General features: G+C 61.0%; 19 protein-coding genes. 15 read left to right on the top strand and 4 right to left on the bottom strand.

Features of this window, described 5'->3' with window-relative positions; genetic code table 11:
* Positions 1-104: 104 nt before the first annotated feature.
* From AGR7B_RS05120 to AGR7B_RS05100, 6 genes are all read left to right on the top strand, one after another.
* Positions 105-2,111 carry a LysM peptidoglycan-binding domain-containing protein gene (locus AGR7B_RS05120; RefSeq protein WP_080856184.1) on the top strand — a complete coding sequence of 669 codons (2,007 nt, stop codon included), beginning with the start codon at positions 105-107 and terminating at the stop codon, positions 2,109-2,111.
* Positions 2,112-2,221: 110 nt separating this feature from the next.
* A complete protein-coding gene (locus AGR7B_RS05115) occupies positions 2,222-4,108 on the top strand; it encodes an ABCB family ABC transporter ATP-binding protein/permease (RefSeq protein ID WP_080856183.1) in 1,887 nt (628 codons plus the stop codon).
* A 162-nt stretch (positions 4,109-4,270) separates the two neighbouring features.
* Positions 4,271-4,969 (top strand): phosphatidylserine decarboxylase, encoded by a 699-nt coding sequence (locus AGR7B_RS05110; RefSeq protein ID WP_003520681.1) that lies wholly within the window; start codon positions 4,271-4,273, stop codon positions 4,967-4,969.
* A gap of 22 nt (positions 4,970-4,991) precedes the next feature.
* On the top strand, positions 4,992-5,861 hold the full coding sequence (gene pssA / locus AGR7B_RS05105) for a CDP-diacylglycerol--serine O-phosphatidyltransferase (protein ID WP_059753142.1): 870 nt from the start codon (positions 4,992-4,994) through the stop codon (positions 5,859-5,861).
* 172 nt (positions 5,862-6,033) lie between these two features.
* Positions 6,034-6,165 carry a hypothetical protein gene (locus AGR7B_RS26415; protein WP_003496883.1) on the top strand — a complete coding sequence of 44 codons (132 nt, stop codon included), beginning with the start codon at positions 6,034-6,036 and terminating at the stop codon, positions 6,163-6,165.
* Positions 6,166-6,553: 388 nt separating this feature from the next.
* A complete protein-coding gene (locus tag AGR7B_RS05100) occupies positions 6,554-7,846 on the top strand; it encodes a GGDEF domain-containing response regulator (RefSeq protein WP_080856182.1) in 1,293 nt (430 codons plus the stop codon).
* 15 nt (positions 7,847-7,861) lie between these two features.
* On the opposite strand, the gene AGR7B_RS05095 is transcribed toward AGR7B_RS05100, so the two are convergent.
* Together AGR7B_RS05095 and AGR7B_RS05090 are read right to left on the bottom strand one after the other, a co-directional pair.
* Positions 7,862-8,623, bottom strand: coding sequence for an SOS response-associated peptidase (locus tag AGR7B_RS05095; RefSeq protein ID WP_080856181.1), 762 nt, complete (start codon positions 8,621-8,623; stop codon positions 7,862-7,864).
* Between the two features lie 10 nt (positions 8,624-8,633).
* Positions 8,634-8,957: a YnfA family protein gene (locus AGR7B_RS05090; protein WP_080856180.1), complete on the bottom strand. Its 324-nt coding sequence runs from the start codon at positions 8,955-8,957 to the stop codon at positions 8,634-8,636.
* Positions 8,958-9,089: 132 nt separating this feature from the next.
* On the opposite strand from AGR7B_RS05090, the gene AGR7B_RS05085 reads away from it, so the two are divergent.
* From AGR7B_RS05085 to AGR7B_RS05045, 9 genes are all read left to right on the top strand, one after another.
* Positions 9,090-9,506 (top strand): NUDIX hydrolase, encoded by a 417-nt coding sequence (locus tag AGR7B_RS05085; protein ID WP_003520673.1) that lies wholly within the window; start codon positions 9,090-9,092, stop codon positions 9,504-9,506.
* Positions 9,507-9,619: 113 nt separating this feature from the next.
* Positions 9,620-10,054, top strand: a complete 435-nt coding sequence (locus AGR7B_RS05080) for a TIGR02301 family protein (RefSeq protein ID WP_078054112.1) — start codon at positions 9,620-9,622, stop codon at positions 10,052-10,054.
* Positions 10,055-10,159: 105 nt separating this feature from the next.
* Entirely contained in the window at positions 10,160-10,417 is a 258-nt protein-coding gene (locus AGR7B_RS05075; RefSeq protein ID WP_003501987.1) for a hypothetical protein, read from the top strand.
* A 14-nt stretch (positions 10,418-10,431) separates the two neighbouring features.
* The gene (locus AGR7B_RS05070; protein ID WP_080856179.1) at positions 10,432-11,199 is read left to right on the top strand and encodes a hypothetical protein; all 768 of its coding nucleotides are present in this window, start codon (positions 10,432-10,434) and stop codon (positions 11,197-11,199) included.
* Positions 11,200-11,320: 121 nt separating this feature from the next.
* Positions 11,321-12,169 (top strand): CAF17-like 4Fe-4S cluster assembly/insertion protein YgfZ, encoded by an 849-nt coding sequence (gene ygfZ / locus AGR7B_RS05065; protein ID WP_080856995.1) that lies wholly within the window; start codon positions 11,321-11,323, stop codon positions 12,167-12,169.
* Between the two features lie 2 nt (positions 12,170-12,171).
* Positions 12,172-12,795, top strand: coding sequence for a YfbR-like 5'-deoxynucleotidase (locus AGR7B_RS05060; RefSeq protein WP_162934058.1), 624 nt, complete (start codon positions 12,172-12,174; stop codon positions 12,793-12,795).
* Positions 12,792-13,310 (top strand): tyrosine phosphatase family protein, encoded by a 519-nt coding sequence (locus AGR7B_RS05055; RefSeq protein WP_065654120.1) that lies wholly within the window; start codon positions 12,792-12,794, stop codon positions 13,308-13,310. Before AGR7B_RS05060 ends, AGR7B_RS05055 begins: the two co-directional genes overlap by 4 nt.
* A 75-nt stretch (positions 13,311-13,385) precedes the next feature.
* A complete protein-coding gene (locus tag AGR7B_RS05050; protein WP_080856178.1) occupies positions 13,386-14,207 on the top strand; it encodes a mechanosensitive ion channel family protein in 822 nt (273 codons plus the stop codon).
* A 168-nt stretch (positions 14,208-14,375) separates the two neighbouring features.
* Entirely contained in the window at positions 14,376-15,062 is a 687-nt protein-coding gene (locus tag AGR7B_RS05045; protein ID WP_065654122.1) for a metal-binding protein ZinT, read from the top strand.
* Between the two features lie 52 nt (positions 15,063-15,114).
* Here AGR7B_RS05045 and AGR7B_RS05040 read toward each other — a convergent pair whose 3' ends face one another.
* Complete coding sequence (locus AGR7B_RS05040) at positions 15,115-15,933, bottom strand: ABC transporter permease (protein WP_080856177.1); 819 nt, start codon at positions 15,931-15,933, stop codon at positions 15,115-15,117.
* On the bottom strand, positions 15,930-16,718 hold the full coding sequence (locus AGR7B_RS05035; protein ID WP_065654124.1) for an ABC transporter ATP-binding protein: 789 nt from the start codon (positions 16,716-16,718) through the stop codon (positions 15,930-15,932). The genes AGR7B_RS05040 and AGR7B_RS05035 overlap by 4 nt, the downstream gene beginning before the upstream one ends.
* Between the last annotated feature and the right edge of the window lie 138 nt (positions 16,719-16,856).

Raw genomic sequence — 16,856 nt, 5'->3', positions numbered from 1 at the left:
CTTGCAAATATGGCCTTTTGGCCACTCGCCGCTTGTCTGGCGCAAGGTAAGACGCTAGCAATCTCAACTCGTGTGAAAAGCTTGAAATACCCGGAGATTCCAGGATGAAAAACAATAAGGCCGGTTTGCTGGCGCTGATCGTGCTGGGCGTTGCGTCCCTGCTCATGATCTTTTTCGTCCTGCCGCGGATTTCAAACGACGGCAAACCGATTGGCGACGCCATTAACGAAGCCGGCAACGCCGTGAAGAACAGCGTTGAAATGGGCGCCGACAAGGCGGGCGACATTCTCTCCGACGCGGCCGAGGAAACCGCCAATATCGCCGACAAGGTCGGGCGGCGGGCGGCTTCCGCTACCCAGTCGATCAAGGATCTGACGACGCTTTTCGCCGATAGCAAGGTTCCCTCCGACGCCGATTTCGCGGCGGCGCGCAAGAAGGTCGAGACCTCGCTCAAGGAACTGACGAATATCGAAATTCCAGAGTCGCTGGACGAAACGACGTCGCGCCTCATCACCACCGCCCGCACGGCCGCCGAACGCACCACGGCGTTCCTGCGCGGCCTGCCCGACAATGCGGCGGCGGCGGCAGCACAGGTGCGCCGTCTGGCAGGCGTTTTCGCCGGCACCGACGATGGCGCGCCCGAACCGGCAAAGCCGGCCGCAGCACCCGCCGATGCGGCACAATCGTCTGCCGCCACGCCGACTTTCGACGTGCTGCGTGTCGAGCCGGACGGTTCGGCCGTGATTGCCGGCAAGGCACAGCCCGGCGCAAAGCTCGAAATCTTGAGCAACGGCAAGGTGGTCGCCCAGACGACCATCGACGGCACCGGCGATTTCGCCGCCGTTTTCGACAATCCGCTTCCCCCGGGCGATCACGAGCTGGTGCTGCGTTCGACCGATGCCAGCGGCAAGGCGACGCAATCCGAAGAAGTAGCCACGGTTTCCGTGCCTGACGGCAAGGCGGGAGAGCTTCTGGCCATGGTTTCCAAGCCCGGCAAGGCAAGCCGCGTGCTGGCCATGCCGGAGGCGGCTCCGCCGGCGCTTCAGCCGCAAGCCGCGCCGTCGCAGCAGCCTGCGGCGACATCTGAGCCCAGCGCCAACACCGCCTCCGCACCGCTCGCCGGTACTGCGGCTCCGTCCGCCGCGGCCCCGCTGACGTCGAGCGTCCAGGTGACTGCCGTCGAGTTCGAGGGATCGAAGATTTTCGTCGCGGGCTCTGCACCTGCCGGTTCAACGGTGCGTGCGCTGGTCGATGACAGGGAAATCGGCAAGAGCACCACGGAAGCCTCCGGCCATTTCGTCGTCGAAGGCGATGTCGATCTTAGCGTCGGCAGCCATATCATCACCGTCGAGGAACTGAATGCCGACGGCACCGCGAAGGTGCGTGTGCGCGTTCCCTTCGAGCGGCCGCAGACCGACCAGGCAACGGTCGCCATGCAGTCGCCGTCCGCTTCGTCGTCAGCAACCACGACTACGGCGCCTGCCGAAAACCAGAGCACGGCAAGCGACCGCGCCGCTTTCGAAAAGCTGCGCGCCGATGTCGCCAAGGCCTTCGGCATTCTTTCCAATCTCTACAAGGATCAGGCCACGCCTGCGCTCGATCAGGCCATTGCCGGCCGCTCCGCCGTCGTCATCGGTCTCAAGTCGCTCTCGGAATTCCGCACCGCAGCCGCGACCGAACCCGCCTTCACCGCTTTTGCGGGCGATATCACCGCCAAGGCGCGTCAGTTGCTGACATCGGTTGAAGCATGGCCGAACGATGTGGCGGCAATCGGCAAGGGTATTGCGTCGCTGGCAAGCCGCCTTGCCGAACTCCACATCACGGCACCTGCTGCTCCCGCGCCACAGGCGCCCGCCGGCCCGCAGACCTTCGAGCAGGCGCCGCTGGCCGAGAGCCAGAACAGCGTCATCATCCGCCGTGGCGATACGCTGTGGCAGATTTCCCGTCGCGTTTATGGTCAGGGCGTGCGTTACACCACGATCTACCTCGCCAACGAAGATCAGATCAAAAACCCCGATCTGATCGAGCCCGGCCAGATTTTCGGCGTGCCGAAAGAGGCGCTGCCGAATGCGGAAGAACTTCACCGTAAGCGGCTGAAGAGCGGCTCCTGAGCATTTGAAGCGTTGCGGTAAACCCGCAACGACCCTATCTGTGACACGCGCGGCGGCTTGACCAAAGCCGCCGCCCTGCTGTCGGCTTCCGGCAGTGACCGGAGCGAATGATGGCCACGAAGAAAAAAACCATTTCGGCGGATTCCAGCAATCCCACCCAGACGCTGATCAATCTCTGGCCCTATATGTGGCCGGAGGGACGTTGGGACCTGAAGATGCGGGTGATCTGGGCCACCGTGTACCTGATCGTCGCCAAGCTGGTGCTGATCTCCGTTCCCTATTTCTTCAAATGGGCGACCGATGCGCTGAACGGCCGGCTGGACATGGCCGGGCTTGTTCCCGCCTTCCTGCTCGGCGCCGTCGCGCTGGTGATCGCCTATAATCTGACGCGGCTGATACAGGTGGGGCTCAACCAGCTGCGCGATTCGCTTTTCGCCAGCGTCGGCCAGCATGCGGTGCGTCAGCTCGCCTACAGGACCTTCGTGCACATGCACCGGCTTTCTTTGCGTTTCCATCTGGAGCGCAAGACCGGCGGACTGTCGCGGGTCATCGAGCGCGGCACCAAGGGCATTGAAACCATTGTCCGTTTCACCATTCTCAACACCGCACCGACCTTTATCGAATTCCTGCTGACAGCGATCATTTTCTGGGCCTCCTACGGTTTTTCCTATGTGCTCGTCACGGTCATCACGGTCTGGGCCTATATCTGGTTCACCGTGCGGGCCAGCAACTGGCGTATCGGCATTCGCCGCGCCATGAACGACAGCGACACAGACGCCAATACCAAGGCGATCGACTCGCTTCTGAATTTCGAAACCGTCAAATATTTCGGCAATGAGGAGATGGAGGCGCGGCGTTTCGACGTCGCCATGGAGCGTTACGAAAAATCGGCGATCTCGATCTGGACCTCGCTCGGCTGGCTGAACTTCGGCCAGGGCGTGATCTTCGGCATCGGCTCCACCGTCATGATGGTAATGTCGGCGCTTGCCGTGCAGCGCGGCGAACAGACCATCGGCGATTTCGTCTTCGTCAATGCGCTGTTGTTGCAGCTTTCGGTGCCGCTCAATTTCATCGGTTTCGTCTATCGCGAAATCCGCCAGGGCCTGACCGACATCGAACAGATGTTCGATCTTCTGGAGGTGGAGGCGGAAGTCACCGACAGGCCGGATGCGAAACCGCTCGCAGCCGGACCCGGCGCGATTTCCTTCCGCGACGTGCATTTCGCCTATGACCCCGAAAGACCGATCCTAAAGGGCGTTTCCTTCGACGTGCCGGCGGGCAAGACGGTGGCCATCGTCGGCCCTTCGGGTGCGGGAAAATCGACGATCTCGCGGCTGCTTTATCGTTTCTACGATATTCAGGAAGGCTCCGTCACCGTCGACGGGCAGGATATTCGCGATGTGACGCAGAAGAGCCTGCGCTCGGTGATCGGCATGGTGCCGCAGGACACGGTGCTTTTTAACGACACGCTCGCCTACAACATCCGTTATGGCCGTCCCTCGGCCACCGACGAGGAACTGAGGGCTGCGGCGGATGCGGCGCAGATCAGCGCCTTTATCGGCAAGCTGCCGGAGGGTTACGCCACCATGGTCGGCGAACGCGGCCTGAAGCTTTCCGGCGGGGAGAAACAGCGCGTGGCGATTGCCCGCACGATCCTCAAGGCGCCGCCGATCCTCATTCTCGACGAGGCGACTTCGGCGCTCGATACGCATACGGAACAGGAAATCCAGAGCGCGCTCGACATCGTCTCGAAGAACCGCACGACGCTGGTTATCGCCCACCGCCTTTCCACCGTCATCGGCGCGGATGAGATCATCGTATTGAAGGACGGGCAGATCGCCGAACGCGGCACGCACAGCTCGCTGATGGGGCAGAACGGCCTCTACGCCTCGATGTGGAGCCGCCAGCGCGAGGCGATCCGCGCCGAGGAAATGCTGCGCCATGTGCGTGAAACCGACGATCTGGGTGTCATCGACCGCGGGGAACCCGCCCATTGATGGCTGTACCCCGGGGTAACAGGGCCAACGGGCGCACCCCACCATTGCCGGGCGGCCTTTTTGGCTGTAACCAGCTAGGCAAAATTTGTCGCATTGCCGTTTGGATCGTGTCGTATCGCGACCATATAGACGCGACAGACGGAAACCGGAGCAAGGAATCTCATGAATCTGTTCGACACCATTCGCAACACCATCGTACCGATCCACAAGGAAGGTTATGTCTTTGTGGCGGCCTTCTTCGTCGCATCGCTGGTGCTCGGCTGGATCGCCGAACCGCTGTTCTGGGTCGGTCTGGTGCTGACGGCCTGGTGCGCCTATTTCTTCCGCGATCCCGAGCGCGTCACGCCGCAGGATGACGACCTCATCATCAGCCCGGCCGATGGCAAGGTTTCCGCCGTGCAGAGCGTCGTTCCGCCGCTGGAGCTGGAACTCGGCAAGGAGCCGCTGGTGCGCATCTCGGTGTTCATGAACGTGTTCAACTGCCATGTGAACCGTTCGCCGGTACGCGGCCGTATCGTCAATGTCGCCTACCGTCCCGGCCTCTTCCTCAATGCCGAAGTCGACAAGGCTTCCGAAGACAATGAGCGCAACGGCCTCGTCATCGAGACATCGCACGGCAAGGTCGGCGTGGTGCAGATCGCCGGCATGGTTGCACGCCGCATCGTCTGCTGGGTAAAGCCGAATGAACCAGTCGATGCCGGTGAGCGTTTCGGTCTTATCCGTTTCGGTTCGCGCCTCGATATCTTCCTTCCCGCAGGTTTCGAGCCGCGTGTATCGGTCGGCCAGACGGCGATTGCCGGTGAAACCGTGCTCGCCGAATTCGGCTCCGCCAAGGGTCCGGTCGTCAGCCGCCGCGGCTGACGGAAACAGGAAGGGCATGCGCATGGAAACGCCGATCGCCGAGCCGCAACAGAACGGCAAACCCGAGGGCCGCAGCGATAGCGGCCGTGGACCGCGGCTGAGGGAAATTCCCTTTCGCCTCGTCGTTCCCAATCTCATCACCGTTCTGGCCATCTGTGCGGGGCTGAGCGGCGTGCGTCTCGCCATCGAGGGGCGGTTCGAGCTGGCCGTCGGCATGGTGCTGCTGGCCGCCTTCCTCGACGGCATAGACGGGCGCATCGCCCGCATGATGAAAGCGACGTCCAAATTCGGCGAGCAGATGGACTCGCTGGCCGATATCGTCAATTTCGGCGTCGCGCCTGCGCTGGTGGTCTATGCCTACCTTCTCGATCAGGCACGCTCCATCGGCTGGATCGCCGCCCTCATTTACGTCATCGCCGCCGGCCTGCGTCTTGCGCGCTTCAACGTCATGATCGAGCGGCCGGTGAAGGCGCCCTGGCAGAATGAGTTCTTCGTGGGCGTTCCCGCCCCGATGGGCGCCATGCTGGTGCTGCTGCCGGTTTATCTCGGCTTCCTCGGCGTCGAGCCGGACAAGCCCTTCGCCTATGTCGCCGCCGCCTATACCGTGCTGATCGGTTACCTCCTCATCAGCCGCCTGCCGGTCTGGTCGGGCAAATCCGGCACCAGCCGCATTCGCCGCGATCTGGTGCTGCCGATGATCCTCGTCGTCGTGCTTTATGTAGCGATGCTCATGAGCTTCACCTGGGAAGTACTGGTTCTGACGGTTGCCGCCTATCTCGTCTTCATTCCCATCAGCGCCCGCCTCTGGCATCGCCGCTACGGCACGCTGACCATCGAGGAAGACGGGCATGACGATGCCAATGGCGGCAACGGCCTCGATCGCGGTATTTAAAACCGCAGGTTTATTTTTTCTCGCACAAGCCGGCGCAGGATGTGACGCAAAATGTCGCAGCCTGAAAAGCCGGCTTCGTTTTTCTTCGCCTCGAATCCGTCAAGATTAGCCGCGAAAGAAGTGGCTCACACGCATCGCAACGGCGATTGGCGTGAATTGTGGAGAGAGAGAAATGACGAACGAGACGAAGGCGCAGCCGCAGGCGAAGCCCGACCTCAACAGCCACTACCGCCCGCTCGGACTGAAGGCCGTTGCGGCCGCAGCCCTGATGCTGAAGCGTAAACCTGCCGCCAAAACCGCCTGAAAATATTCGGTTTTTTGATTTTTCGAATTTTGCGGACTGTCCGGAAAACGGAACGTTCCCAACGGAAAATCGACAATCACGCGGCGCCTTTTCCGGGCGCCGTTTTTGTTTCAAGCACTGCCGCTAAACTGCAGAGCGTCAGTCTTTCATAAAATCCGCGACCTTCTGTAACGAAGCTGCAACGAAAGTGTAGTAAAAATCTCGCCTTCCACAAGAAGGCTATACGAACACCGACGTATAGATTAGTGAATACAAAAGAACTTTTCTATTCCGCATTTTTTTCCACAACAATGCATAAGCTGGCTTTCGAATCCGCAGACACGCGGATGACGAGTATTCGGCGTTGAGGAAAGATTGTGAAGACAGGCCAGGGGGGCTTGGGACGGCCATGCAGGATAAAATCCTTCTGATTGAAGATTCCGTTGCTCTTTCCATGCTGCTGAAGACGCGGCTTTCGGAAGAAACGGAGGCCGAGGTCGTCCATTGCGACAGCATGGCCGCGGCCGATACCCTCATGCAGGCCCATAGTTTCACGCTGGCGCTGACGGGTCTCAACCTGCCCGATGCGCCGAAGGGCGAGATTCTCGCCCTTCTATCCGAGCGCAAGGTGCCGGCCATCGTTTTCACCGCCACGGTGGATGAGGAGGCGCGCAAGCGCTACGCCGAAAAGAAGATCATCGATTACATCGTCAAGGACGGTCATCGCACCGTCGATGCGGTCGTCAGAACCGTCCAGCGGATTTTGAACAACAAGCTATTCTCCGTTCTTGTGGTCGATGATGTGCGCGCGGCACGGTCCGGCCTCGTGGAAATTCTGGAGCGGCAAAATTTTAGGGTCAGCGAGGCCCACTCCGGCAAGCAGGCGCTGGAAATCCTGTCGCAGAACCCGACGATCCAGCTCGTCATCACCGATTATCATATGCCTGACATGGACGGTTATGAGTTGACGCGCCGCATCTGCGACAGCCGCTCATCCGAAGATTTGCGGGTGATCGGCATATCGTCCTCCACAGACCGGTTGCTTTCGGCAAGCTTCCTGAAGGCTGGCGCCTCGGATTTCGTCTACCGCCCTTTCGTGCCGGAAGAATTGCAGTGCCGTATCGATAACAATATCGAGACGTTGAAGCAGCTCAAACGCCTGCGCGAACTGGCCGAACGCGACCATCTTACCGGCCTGCCGAACCGCCGCTCCTTCTTCGAGCGCACGCGGGCGCTGATGGATGTCATCAACGGCAATGACGAGAGCGGCGCCATTGCCATTCTCGACATCGACCATTTCAAGAAGATCAACGACACGCTTGGCCACGATGCCGGCGACAGGGCGCTGAAAAAACTGGCAGAACTGCTGCATGACATGTGCGGCGAGCAACGCCACATTCCCGCCCGCCTCGGCGGCGAGGAGTTTGCCGTGTTCCTGCGCGGGCTGGATGCGCGCGCCGCCTATCAGTTCTGCGAGGAGCTGCGCGGACAGGTGGAAAAGAACGGCCGGCAGCTGAGCGGCAGCAGCCTCGCCCTGACGATTTCGCTCGGCGTCGTGGAGATCGAAAAGGGCGAACCCTTCGACAACCAGCTGAATGCGGCGGACCAGCTGCTTTATCTCGCCAAGGCGAATGGCCGTAACCGCGTTTATTCCGATATCATGATCCAGGAAGGCCTGCAGAAGATCGGGCGGAACGGCTGATCCTCTCGGGTGCCGTCAAAACAATGACATCTGCCCTTCGTCCTTTGCCGGCTTGATCTTCGCCAGCGGCGCGCTTTCCGGCACCGGCTCGATCAGATCCGCGCCGACATTGGCGACCTTGTTGACCTTGTCCGATACCGGGATCATCTCGAAAAAATCATCCTGAACCGGCCGCATCAGATCGGCGACCTCGCGCGGCTCCTGGGTCTTGCAATCCAGCCAGCGGCTGAAATCCTCGGGCGCGATGACAACAGGCATGCGATCGTGAATACGGCCGATCGCGGCATTGGCGGCGGTGGTGAGGATCGCGCCGGTATCGACCTCCGAGCCATCGGCGGAAGACCATGTTTCCATAAGACCGGCGAAGGCGACGATGCCGCCGCTTTTGGGGCGGATGAAATAGGGCTGCGATTTGCCGCCCTCCTCCTTCGGCGGGCGTCGCCATTCGTAAAAGCCGGTGGCGGGAACGAGGACGCGGCGATGGCGCATGGCGGCGCGGAAGGAGGCCTTGCCGATGGCGGTTTCCGAACGGGCGTTGATAAGCAGCGGAAAATCCTTCGGGTCCTTCACCCAGCCAGGTAGAAAACCCCAGCGGACCAGCACGGCCCGGCGATTGGGCAGGTTGCTGCCGCGCTCCTGTCGTTCGCCCTCCATCACGACCAGAATGGGCTGCGTCGGCGCGATGTTGAAACGGGCGGGAAAATCCTCAAGACCGATCAGATCGAGATAATCGGCGATCTCTTCCGGCGTCGCCTTCAGCACGAAACGTCCGCACATGCTTTTCTCCTCAACCCCTTGGCCCGAACAGGATGATGGCGGTGCCGGCAAGGCAGACCACGCCGCCGGCAATATCCCACCGGTCCGGCGCGTGCCCTTCCACGCCCCAGAGCCAGAAGAGCGAAGCGGCAATGTAAATCCCGCCATAGGCGGCATAGGCCCTGCCCGCCGCCTCTGTCGGAACCAGCGTCAGAAGCCACGCGAAAACGGCCAGCGCCACCATGCCAGGCAGCAATATCCACCCGGTCTTGCCGAGTTTCAGCCAGGCCCAGAAGGAAAAGCAGCCGGCAATTTCGGCAAGAGCCGCCAGGACATAGATAAGATAGACCTTCATTCCACCGTCTTTAACATGCACAATCGCGCCAGTTCCGGACTATAAGCATCGGCACGGAAACCGGAATCGATTTTTCCGAGCCACGTACCACTATAGACAGGCCGGCAACGGCCGAAACAAGCGAAACCATTCATGACCCTCCGTATCAAGCCCCGCCCCGCCTCCTCCGCCATCGTCAGGAACGGCGACCGGCTGCTTCTCGTGCGCCGCATCAACCCGCCTTCGAAGGACATGTTCGCCTTTCCGGGTGGTCGCGGCGAAGACGGCGAAACCCCGGCCGAAACGGCGCTGCGCGAATTGCACGAGGAAACCGGCATCGTGGCGCGCAGGCCGCAGCTTTTCGCGACATACGATCTTCCCTCCCGCGACGCCGAAGGGGTGCTGACGAGCCATTATTTCCTGTCGGTCTTTACCGTGGAAACCGATGCCGATCCGCTCGTGACTGTCGGTGACGATGCGGCGGATGCGGGCTGGTACACATTGGCGGAAATCCGCCTTCTGCCGGCGCCGGAAAGCGTCGTCGAATGCGCCGAGCGCCTGCTTGCATGATTGCCAGCCAGCCAGAATCGCTATTATCTAGGGCCGATCCGCCCGCCGGATGGTCGCGAGCCAACAGTTCACGAGCCAATAGTTCACGAGTATGTGTGGGGCAGAATAGAATTTTGATACGGCCAACCATCTTCCTGTCTCTTTTTCTGACAATGCTTGCCACCGCCGGGCAGGGCATCGCTTATGCGCAACCTTCAAAACCCGGTTCCGAGGTGCGTCCGGCGGAAGCCGCGCCGCCCAAACCCGCCCCTTATGACGACAAGCTGGCACGGCTGTCGGAGATACTGGGCGCGGTGCAATATCTCAGAACCCTGTGCCCTTCTTCCGGACCGGAGGACTGGCGCAGATCGATGAGCGATCTTCTGGCTGCAGACACGGCCAACGAACCTGAACGACGTCAGCGCATGACGGCTGCATTCAACCGTGGATACCGCTCCTTTGCGGCCATCCACACCAGTTGCACACGCGCCGCCATCATGGCAGAAGAGAACTACCGTAACGAAGGGGCAACACTCGCGCAGGAAATCGCGTCCCGGTTCGGAAATTAGAGGATTATTAACCTCTTTTCGCCGCAGGCCGTGCCGTTTTGATAAAAGGCTGCTAGTGTTGTTAACAGGGTGGTAAGGACTTGCCCGCCCTGTCGAGGATGAAAGATGCAGACAAGCCGTAACGAAATCGACGATATGATCGTGCATGAAAAGATGCAGGTCGCTCTGGAACACCAGAACGAGGCATGGGCTGACGGCATGGCCGACGGCATCGAGCCGGAGATCATCGCCGATGCCGCCATCGCTCTGGCCATGCGCGAAACCATCCGTATCCATGGCGAGGCCGGTGCTGAAGCAATGCTGGAATCGCTGCGCCAGCGCATGCTTCAGGGCGAGTTTTCGCCGCAGCGGGTAATACAGTAAAGCCGGGGTCTATCATGTCTTGCCTGAGCAAGGGGCTTTTGCGCTCTTCCGCCCTGCTGTCCATCCTGCTTGCCCTGACCGCCGGGCCGCTTGGCATGCCAGACCGCGCCTTTGCCCTTTCCGAGCTGAAGCCGGCGCAGAACACCGAAAGCGAGCCGAAGGCTGAGAATGGCGGTGAGCCGCAGCAGGCCCAGCCTGCGGAGCCGGACGAGATCGAAGGCGATTCGGAAGGCATTCCCCTGCCCGACCCGCTGGTGGACCGTTCCGCCAATCAGGCGAACCAGCAATCCTCCAAGCCCGACAACACGCCGGAAATGTCCGTTGTGATCGAGCACGACATTTCCAAGGCGCCGGAACCCGTGCGCAAGCTGCGCCAGCAGATCATCGAAGCTGCCGCCTCCGGCGATATCGAAAAGCTGCGGCCCTTCATCGCCGCTGGCCAAAAAGAATTCCGCATCGACGGCAATGACGGCGAAGACCCGATTGCGGCGCTGAAAAGCTATTCCGGCGATCCTGACGGGCTGGAAGTGCTGGCGATCATCATCGACCTGCTGTCGACCGGTTATGCCCATATCGATGCTGGCACACCCGACGAAGCCTATGTTTTCCCCTATTTCGCCGGAAAGCCGCTGAATACGCTGACTGCGCCGGAAAAAGTGGAGCTTCTGCGCATCATCACGGCGGGCGATCTGGCGGACATGCAGGAATATGGCAATTACAGCTTCTACCGGGTCGGCATTTCGCCCGATGGCAAGTGGAAGTTCTTCACCGCCGGCGATTGATCGCTTCGCGGTGCTTGCCGTTCTCTGGCAAAAATCCTAACTGTGCGGAATGAGCATTCCGGCAAAGCGCATCTGCTTTTGCCGGAGATCACAGAGTCTCGACGAACCGAACGGTGACGCCATGCCTTCCGCCCTTCTTGCCGACCGCCGCCTGATCCGGGTTTCCGGCACCGGCGCCGAGGAATTTCTGAACAACCTCATCACCGCAGATGTTGAAAACCTGCCGGAAGGCGAAGCACGGGCCGCAGCCCTTCTGACGCCGCAGGGCAAGATCCTGTTCGATTTCCTGATCTGGCGCGATGGCGGCGATTATCTGATCGAGACGGGCGCTGCCGAACAGGACGCGCTTCTGCGCCGCCTGACCATGTACAAGCTGCGCGCACCGGTCGATCTCAAAGCCGAGACGGTCGAAGGCGTGAGTGTTTTCTGGAACGAGAATGCGCCGACGGCAGGCATTCGGGATGGTCGTTTCGGCAAGGCTGGCATCGATCTTTACCGTATACCGGGCGCATCCGCATCCGGCGACATCGCCGCCTATGATGCGCTCCGTGTCGAGCATGGGATTGCCCAATCCGGCCGGGACTATGCGTTGCAGGATGCCTTTCCCCATGATGTGCTGATGGATGTGAATGACGGCGTTTCCTTCAGGAAGGGCTGCTTTGTCGGTCAGGAAGTCGTCTCGCGCATGAAACATCGCGGCACGGCAAGACGCCGCGTCGTCACCGTTTCGGCCGAAGGCGCGCTTCCCACCAGTGGGACGGAGATGACCGCCGATGGAAAACCGGTCGGCGCGCTCGGAACCGTTTGCGGCAACAGGGCGCTTGCCATCGTTCGGATCGACCGCATTGCCGATGCGTTCGCATCCGGCACGCCGCTTCTGGCGGAGACTGTTCCCGTGACCGTGGCCCTGCCCGCCTGGAGCGGCCTTTCCTTCCCGGCGGCCGATCCAGCAGCGCGGGCGGAGGACTGAGAGTGGCGCCTGCAAAAAGCCCGCGCGCCTGGCAGCGCATGCTGTCGGGCCGGCGGCTCGATCTGCTCGATCCTTCGCCGCTCGATGTGGAAATCGCCGATATCGCCCACGGCCTTGCCCGTGTGGCCCGCTGGAACGGCCAGACGCGCGGCGACCACGCCTTTTCCGTCGCCCAGCATTGCCTCATCGTCGAGACCATCTTCTGCCGCATGTGCACAGGCGCGACGCCTGACGACATGCAGATGGCGCTTCTGCACGATGCGCCGGAATATGTCATCGGCGACATGATCTCACCCTTCAAATCCGTGGTCGGCGGCGGTTACAAGACCGTGGAAAAACGGCTTGAAGCCGCCGTGCATCTGCGTTTCGGCCTGCCGCCGCATGCATCGCGCGATTTGAAGGACCGCATCAAGAAGGCCGATACGGTCGCCGCCTTTTTCGAGGCGACGGAGCTTGCCGGTTTTTCCACCGTCGAGGCGCAGAAATTCTTCGGCCTGCCGCGCGGCATTACCCGCGACATGTTCGACATCACGCCCCTGCCCTCAACCGAAGCGCAAAAGCTGTTCATCGAACGTTTCGAGGCGATCGAGGCGCTGCGCGCAGTCAAGACGGGGAGCGCGACATGACGGCCATTGTCGTATCGCCGCTGTCGCGGATCGCGGAGATGGCCGTCAAACACAAGGCCCGCGAAATGGTGACGCTGATCGCCAAAGAGCAGTCCTTTCACCGCCCCGCCGTCATTGCCGCAGGCCGGCATCTGACGCTTGCCATGAACGACATCGCATTCAAGGGCACCGCCGATCTCATCGCGCCTGACGATGCACATGTGCTGAAGCTGATCGATTTCGCCCGCGAATGGGACCAGTCAGCACCACTGCTCATCCATTGCTGGATGGGCGTTTCCCGCTCACCCGCCGCCGCCGTCATCGCCGCGCTCAGCCTTTATCCGGACCAGGATGAGATCGAACTTGCGCTGCGCCTGCGCGCCGTCTCGCCCTATGCCACGCCCAATGCCCGCATCATCGCCATCGGCGACCGTCTGCTCGGGCGCGATGGCCGGCTGGTGGCGGCGATCAAAAAAATCGGCAGGGGCGCGGATACGGATGGTAACGTGCCCTTCGTGCTGCCGCTTGGCAACTGAGGTGGTTTTGGCGGAACCCTCACGGCGTCCAGTCGTTACCAACCCTGAAGAGCAATGAAAATCACAGGATAATTCATGGAACAACAGGCAACGGATATCATCGTCGCATCGCAGGCGGCGTTGCAGCAGGCAAGCGCGCTTGCGGTGCAATATTCCTTCTCGGTCGTCGGTGCGCTTCTGCTGCTGATCGTCGGCTGGCTGGCCGCTACTTTCCTGCAACGCTGGGCTTTTCAGGGCCTGTCGCGCATTCGCGGCTTCGACGCGACACTCGCCGGTTTCTTCGCCGGCGCCATCCGCTATGTGGTTCTCATTCTGGTGCTGGTCATGGTGCTTGGCCAGTTCGGGGTGCAGACGGCCTCCATTCTTGCCGCCCTTGGCGCCGCCGGTCTGGCCATCGGCCTTGCGTTGCAGGGCACGCTGCAGAATATTGCCGCCGGCATCATGCTTCTGGTGCTGCGCCCCTTCCGGGTCGGCGAATATATCGAGACCAGCACGGTCAGCGGCACGGTGATCGAGATCGGGCTGTTTGCGACCGAGCTGAAGACCAGCGACGGGCTTTACCGTCTTGCGCCCAACTCCACGCTCTGGAACGTGCCGATCACCAATTACAGCCGCTTTCCCTCGCGCCGTCACGAACTCAGCCTGACGGTCAAGAATGATGAGGATCTGGCGGCCGCACAGGATATGCTGATGAAAGTCGTGCGTTCGGAGAGCCGGGTTTTGCTGGACCCCGCCCCCGTCACCTTCGTCGATTCGGTCAGCGCCGACAGCGCCACCGTCAAATTGCGCTACTGGGTGCGCAGCGACACTTTTTTCGCAACGACCCGCGATGTGACGAAAGCCATGAAACTCGCCTTCGACGAGCGCAAGGCGGAAGTGAGCGCCCAGCCGGCCTGAGACCTCACGTCTCCCCCCTCTTTTCAAGCGCGGTGGCTGCAACAGCCACCGCGCTTTTTCGTTGCGCCACGTTGCAGCGCGCACTTGCATCCCGCGAATGCGGCCTCTATAGGTCGATACGTAATGTTATTACGTAACTATCTTCGTCGATATGAGAGGGCCGAAACAATGCAGAAGATACTCACCCGCGTCACCGGCGCCGTCGCACTAGGTTCCATGCTGCTGGCGGCAACCGCGGCAATGGCTGCCGGTGGCGACAAATCCGCAGCCCACAGCCACGACCATGGGCACGATCACGGCCACCAGATGACCGAAGCTGAAAAGCAGATTTACAAGGGTTATTTCGAGGATGCGCAGGTGAAGGCGCGCACGCTTTCCGACTGGGAAGGCGACTGGCAGTCGGTCTATCCCTATCTGCTGAACGGCTCGCTTGATTCCGTCATGGCCGAAAAGGCGGCGCATGGCGACAAGACGGCGGCGGAGTACCGCGCCTATTACGAGATCGGTTACAAGACCGATGTGAACCGCATCGTCATCAAGAGCGACAGCGTGGCGTTTTATAAGGACGGCAAACCCGCTGAAGGCATCTATGTCAGCGATGGCCATGAAATCCTGACCTACAAGAAGGGCAATCGCGGTGTCCGCTACATCTTCAAGAAAACCGGCGGCGATGAGGCCGCGCCGCAATTCATCCAGTTCAGCGACCACTCCATCGCCCCGGTCAAGGCAGGCCATTACCATCTCTACTGGGGCAACGACCGCAAGGCATTGCTGGACGAAGTGACCAATTGGCCGACCTACTACCCGTTCCTGATGGACGGCGGCGATATCGTCGAAGAAATGGCGGCGCATTAACTTCGCACGACATTCCGGCACGGGCATATTCTTCATGCCCGTGCTGCATTCCTTATTGCCCCATAGTGGAGCGATGCGCCCAGCCGGTCATGCGCTTTTCAAGCCAGGCCATGATGGCGTACATGACGATGCCTTCCACGGCGAGCATCAGCAGGCCGGCAAAGACGAGCGGCACATTGAACTGGCTTTGCGCCGAACTCATCATGTTGCCGAGGCCGTAATTGGAGGCGACGGTTTCCGACACCACCGAGCCGACGAAAGCGAGCGTGATGGCGATTTTCAGCGAACCGAAGAAATAGGGCATGGAGCGCGGAATGCCGACCTTCAGCATGATGTCCATCTTCTTTGCGCCAAGCGCCCGCAGCACATCTTCCGTTTCCGGCTCTATGGTGGCAAGCCCGGTCGCGACGTTGACGACGATGGGGAAGAAAGAGATCAGGAAGGCGGTCAACACGGCAGGCACTGTGCCGATGCCGAACCAGATGACGAGGATGGGCACCAGCGCCACTTTCGGGATGGCGTTGAAGCCGATCATCAGCGGATAAAGCCCGGCATAAATGGTTTTGGACCAGCCGATGAACAGGCCGATGGCGAGGCCGGCGGCCACCGCAATGGCGAAACCCAGCGTCGTGGTATAAAGCGTCTGCAGCGAATTCTTCCAGATCGGCGACCAATATTGCAAGATGGCCTGTCCGACCCTTACCGGTGACGGCAGAATGGTGGGCGGCATTTTCAGCGCGTAGACCAACAGTTCCCACAACACGAAAAGCGCCAGCGTATAAAGCCAGGGCGCGGCTTTCACCCAGTTGACGCGGGCAATCAGCGGCTTGCGCGGCTCGGCCGCAACGGTGCCTTCCATGATGGCGCTCATGCCGCCACCCTCGCCTGCGCGATCTCGCCATGCAGTTCCTGCACCATGTCGTTGAAACCCTTGTCATACATGATATCGAGCTGGCGCGGGCGCGCAAACGGCACGCGGTGTTCCGCCAGCACCCGGCCCGGCCTTGCGCTCATCACGAAAATCTTGTCGGCCAGAAATGTCGCCTCGCGCAGATCATGGGTCACGAGGATGATGGTGACGCGCTGCGCGGCGTGCAGGTCGCGGATGACGCACCATAATTCCTCGCGGGTGAAGGCATCGAGTGCACCGAAAGGCTCGTCCAGCATCAGCAGTTCCGGTTCGTGGATCAAGGCCCGGCAAAGATTGGCGCGCTGCTGCATGCCACCGGAAAGCTGCCACGGATACTTCGAACCGAACCCCTTCAGGCCGACGATTTCCAGAAGGCGCTCGGCTTTCGCGACATACTCCGCCTTGTGGGCGCGCAGGCGTCGACGATGTTTCTCGACGATCTCCAGCGGCAGCAGGATGTTCTCAAGCGTGGTGCGCCACGGCAGCATCGTCGGGTTCTGAAACGCCATGCCGACGATGGAAACCGGCTCCGTGACCTGCCGCCCGGCAACGATGACATTGCCCCTCTGCGGAATGTGCAGCCCTGTCACCAGTTTCATCAGGGTCGACTTGCCGCAGCCGGAGGGGCCGACCACGGCGGCGAATTCACCCTTGTCGACCGTGAGATTCAAGCCGGATACGGCCAGCGTGCCGGCGGAGCCGCCATAGCGCATGTCCACACTGTCTATTTCCACGAGATGTGACATTGCTGTTCCCGTTTTAAGTTGCTGATCGGGCGGTTGAACCCTGCAGCGTTGCGGCTTGTTTCTTCTCCCCGCCGGGGAGAAGGTGGCCCGAAGGGTCGGATGAGGGGGCAGCGCCAGCGATAGACCGAGAGCTTGCCC

This window comes from Agrobacterium deltaense RV3, from assembly GCF_900013505.1.
Classification (GTDB): domain Bacteria; phylum Pseudomonadota; class Alphaproteobacteria; order Rhizobiales; family Rhizobiaceae; genus Agrobacterium; species Agrobacterium leguminum.
Note: the sequence above shows the minus strand (reverse complement) of the source record. Positions and strands in the feature narration are given on the sequence as shown.

Bases quoted from the DNA above. Each gene is read 5' to 3' on its own strand.
- AGR7B_RS05055 (WP_065654120.1), top strand. From the start codon at position 12,792: ATGACGGCCATTGTCGTATCGCCGCTGTCGCGGATCGCGGAGATGGCC.
- AGR7B_RS05040 (WP_080856177.1), bottom strand. From the start codon at position 15,933: ATGAGCGCCATCATGGAAGGCACCGTTGCGGCCGAGCCGCGCAAGCCG.
- ygfZ (WP_080856995.1), top strand. From the start codon at position 11,321: ATGCCTTCCGCCCTTCTTGCCGACCGCCGCCTGATCCGGGTTTCCGGC.
- AGR7B_RS05110 (WP_003520681.1), top strand. From the start codon at position 4,271: ATGAATCTGTTCGACACCATTCGCAACACCATCGTACCGATCCACAAG.
- AGR7B_RS05095 (WP_080856181.1), bottom strand. From the start codon at position 8,623: ATGTGCGGACGTTTCGTGCTGAAGGCGACGCCGGAAGAGATCGCCGAT.
- AGR7B_RS26415 (WP_003496883.1), top strand. From the start codon at position 6,034: ATGACGAACGAGACGAAGGCGCAGCCGCAGGCGAAGCCCGACCTCAAC.
- pssA (WP_059753142.1), top strand. From the start codon at position 4,992: ATGGAAACGCCGATCGCCGAGCCGCAACAGAACGGCAAACCCGAGGGC.
- AGR7B_RS05035 (WP_065654124.1), bottom strand. From the start codon at position 16,718: ATGTCACATCTCGTGGAAATAGACAGTGTGGACATGCGCTATGGCGGC.
- AGR7B_RS05120 (WP_080856184.1), top strand. From the start codon at position 105: ATGAAAAACAATAAGGCCGGTTTGCTGGCGCTGATCGTGCTGGGCGTT.
- AGR7B_RS05090 (WP_080856180.1), bottom strand. From the start codon at position 8,957: ATGAAGGTCTATCTTATCTATGTCCTGGCGGCTCTTGCCGAAATTGCC.
- AGR7B_RS05045 (WP_065654122.1), top strand. From the start codon at position 14,376: ATGCAGAAGATACTCACCCGCGTCACCGGCGCCGTCGCACTAGGTTCC.
- AGR7B_RS05115 (WP_080856183.1), top strand. From the start codon at position 2,222: ATGGCCACGAAGAAAAAAACCATTTCGGCGGATTCCAGCAATCCCACC.
- AGR7B_RS05100 (WP_080856182.1), top strand. From the start codon at position 6,554: ATGCAGGATAAAATCCTTCTGATTGAAGATTCCGTTGCTCTTTCCATG.
- AGR7B_RS05070 (WP_080856179.1), top strand. From the start codon at position 10,432: ATGTCTTGCCTGAGCAAGGGGCTTTTGCGCTCTTCCGCCCTGCTGTCC.
- AGR7B_RS05085 (WP_003520673.1), top strand. From the start codon at position 9,090: ATGACCCTCCGTATCAAGCCCCGCCCCGCCTCCTCCGCCATCGTCAGG.
- AGR7B_RS05075 (WP_003501987.1), top strand. From the start codon at position 10,160: ATGCAGACAAGCCGTAACGAAATCGACGATATGATCGTGCATGAAAAG.
- AGR7B_RS05050 (WP_080856178.1), top strand. From the start codon at position 13,386: ATGGAACAACAGGCAACGGATATCATCGTCGCATCGCAGGCGGCGTTG.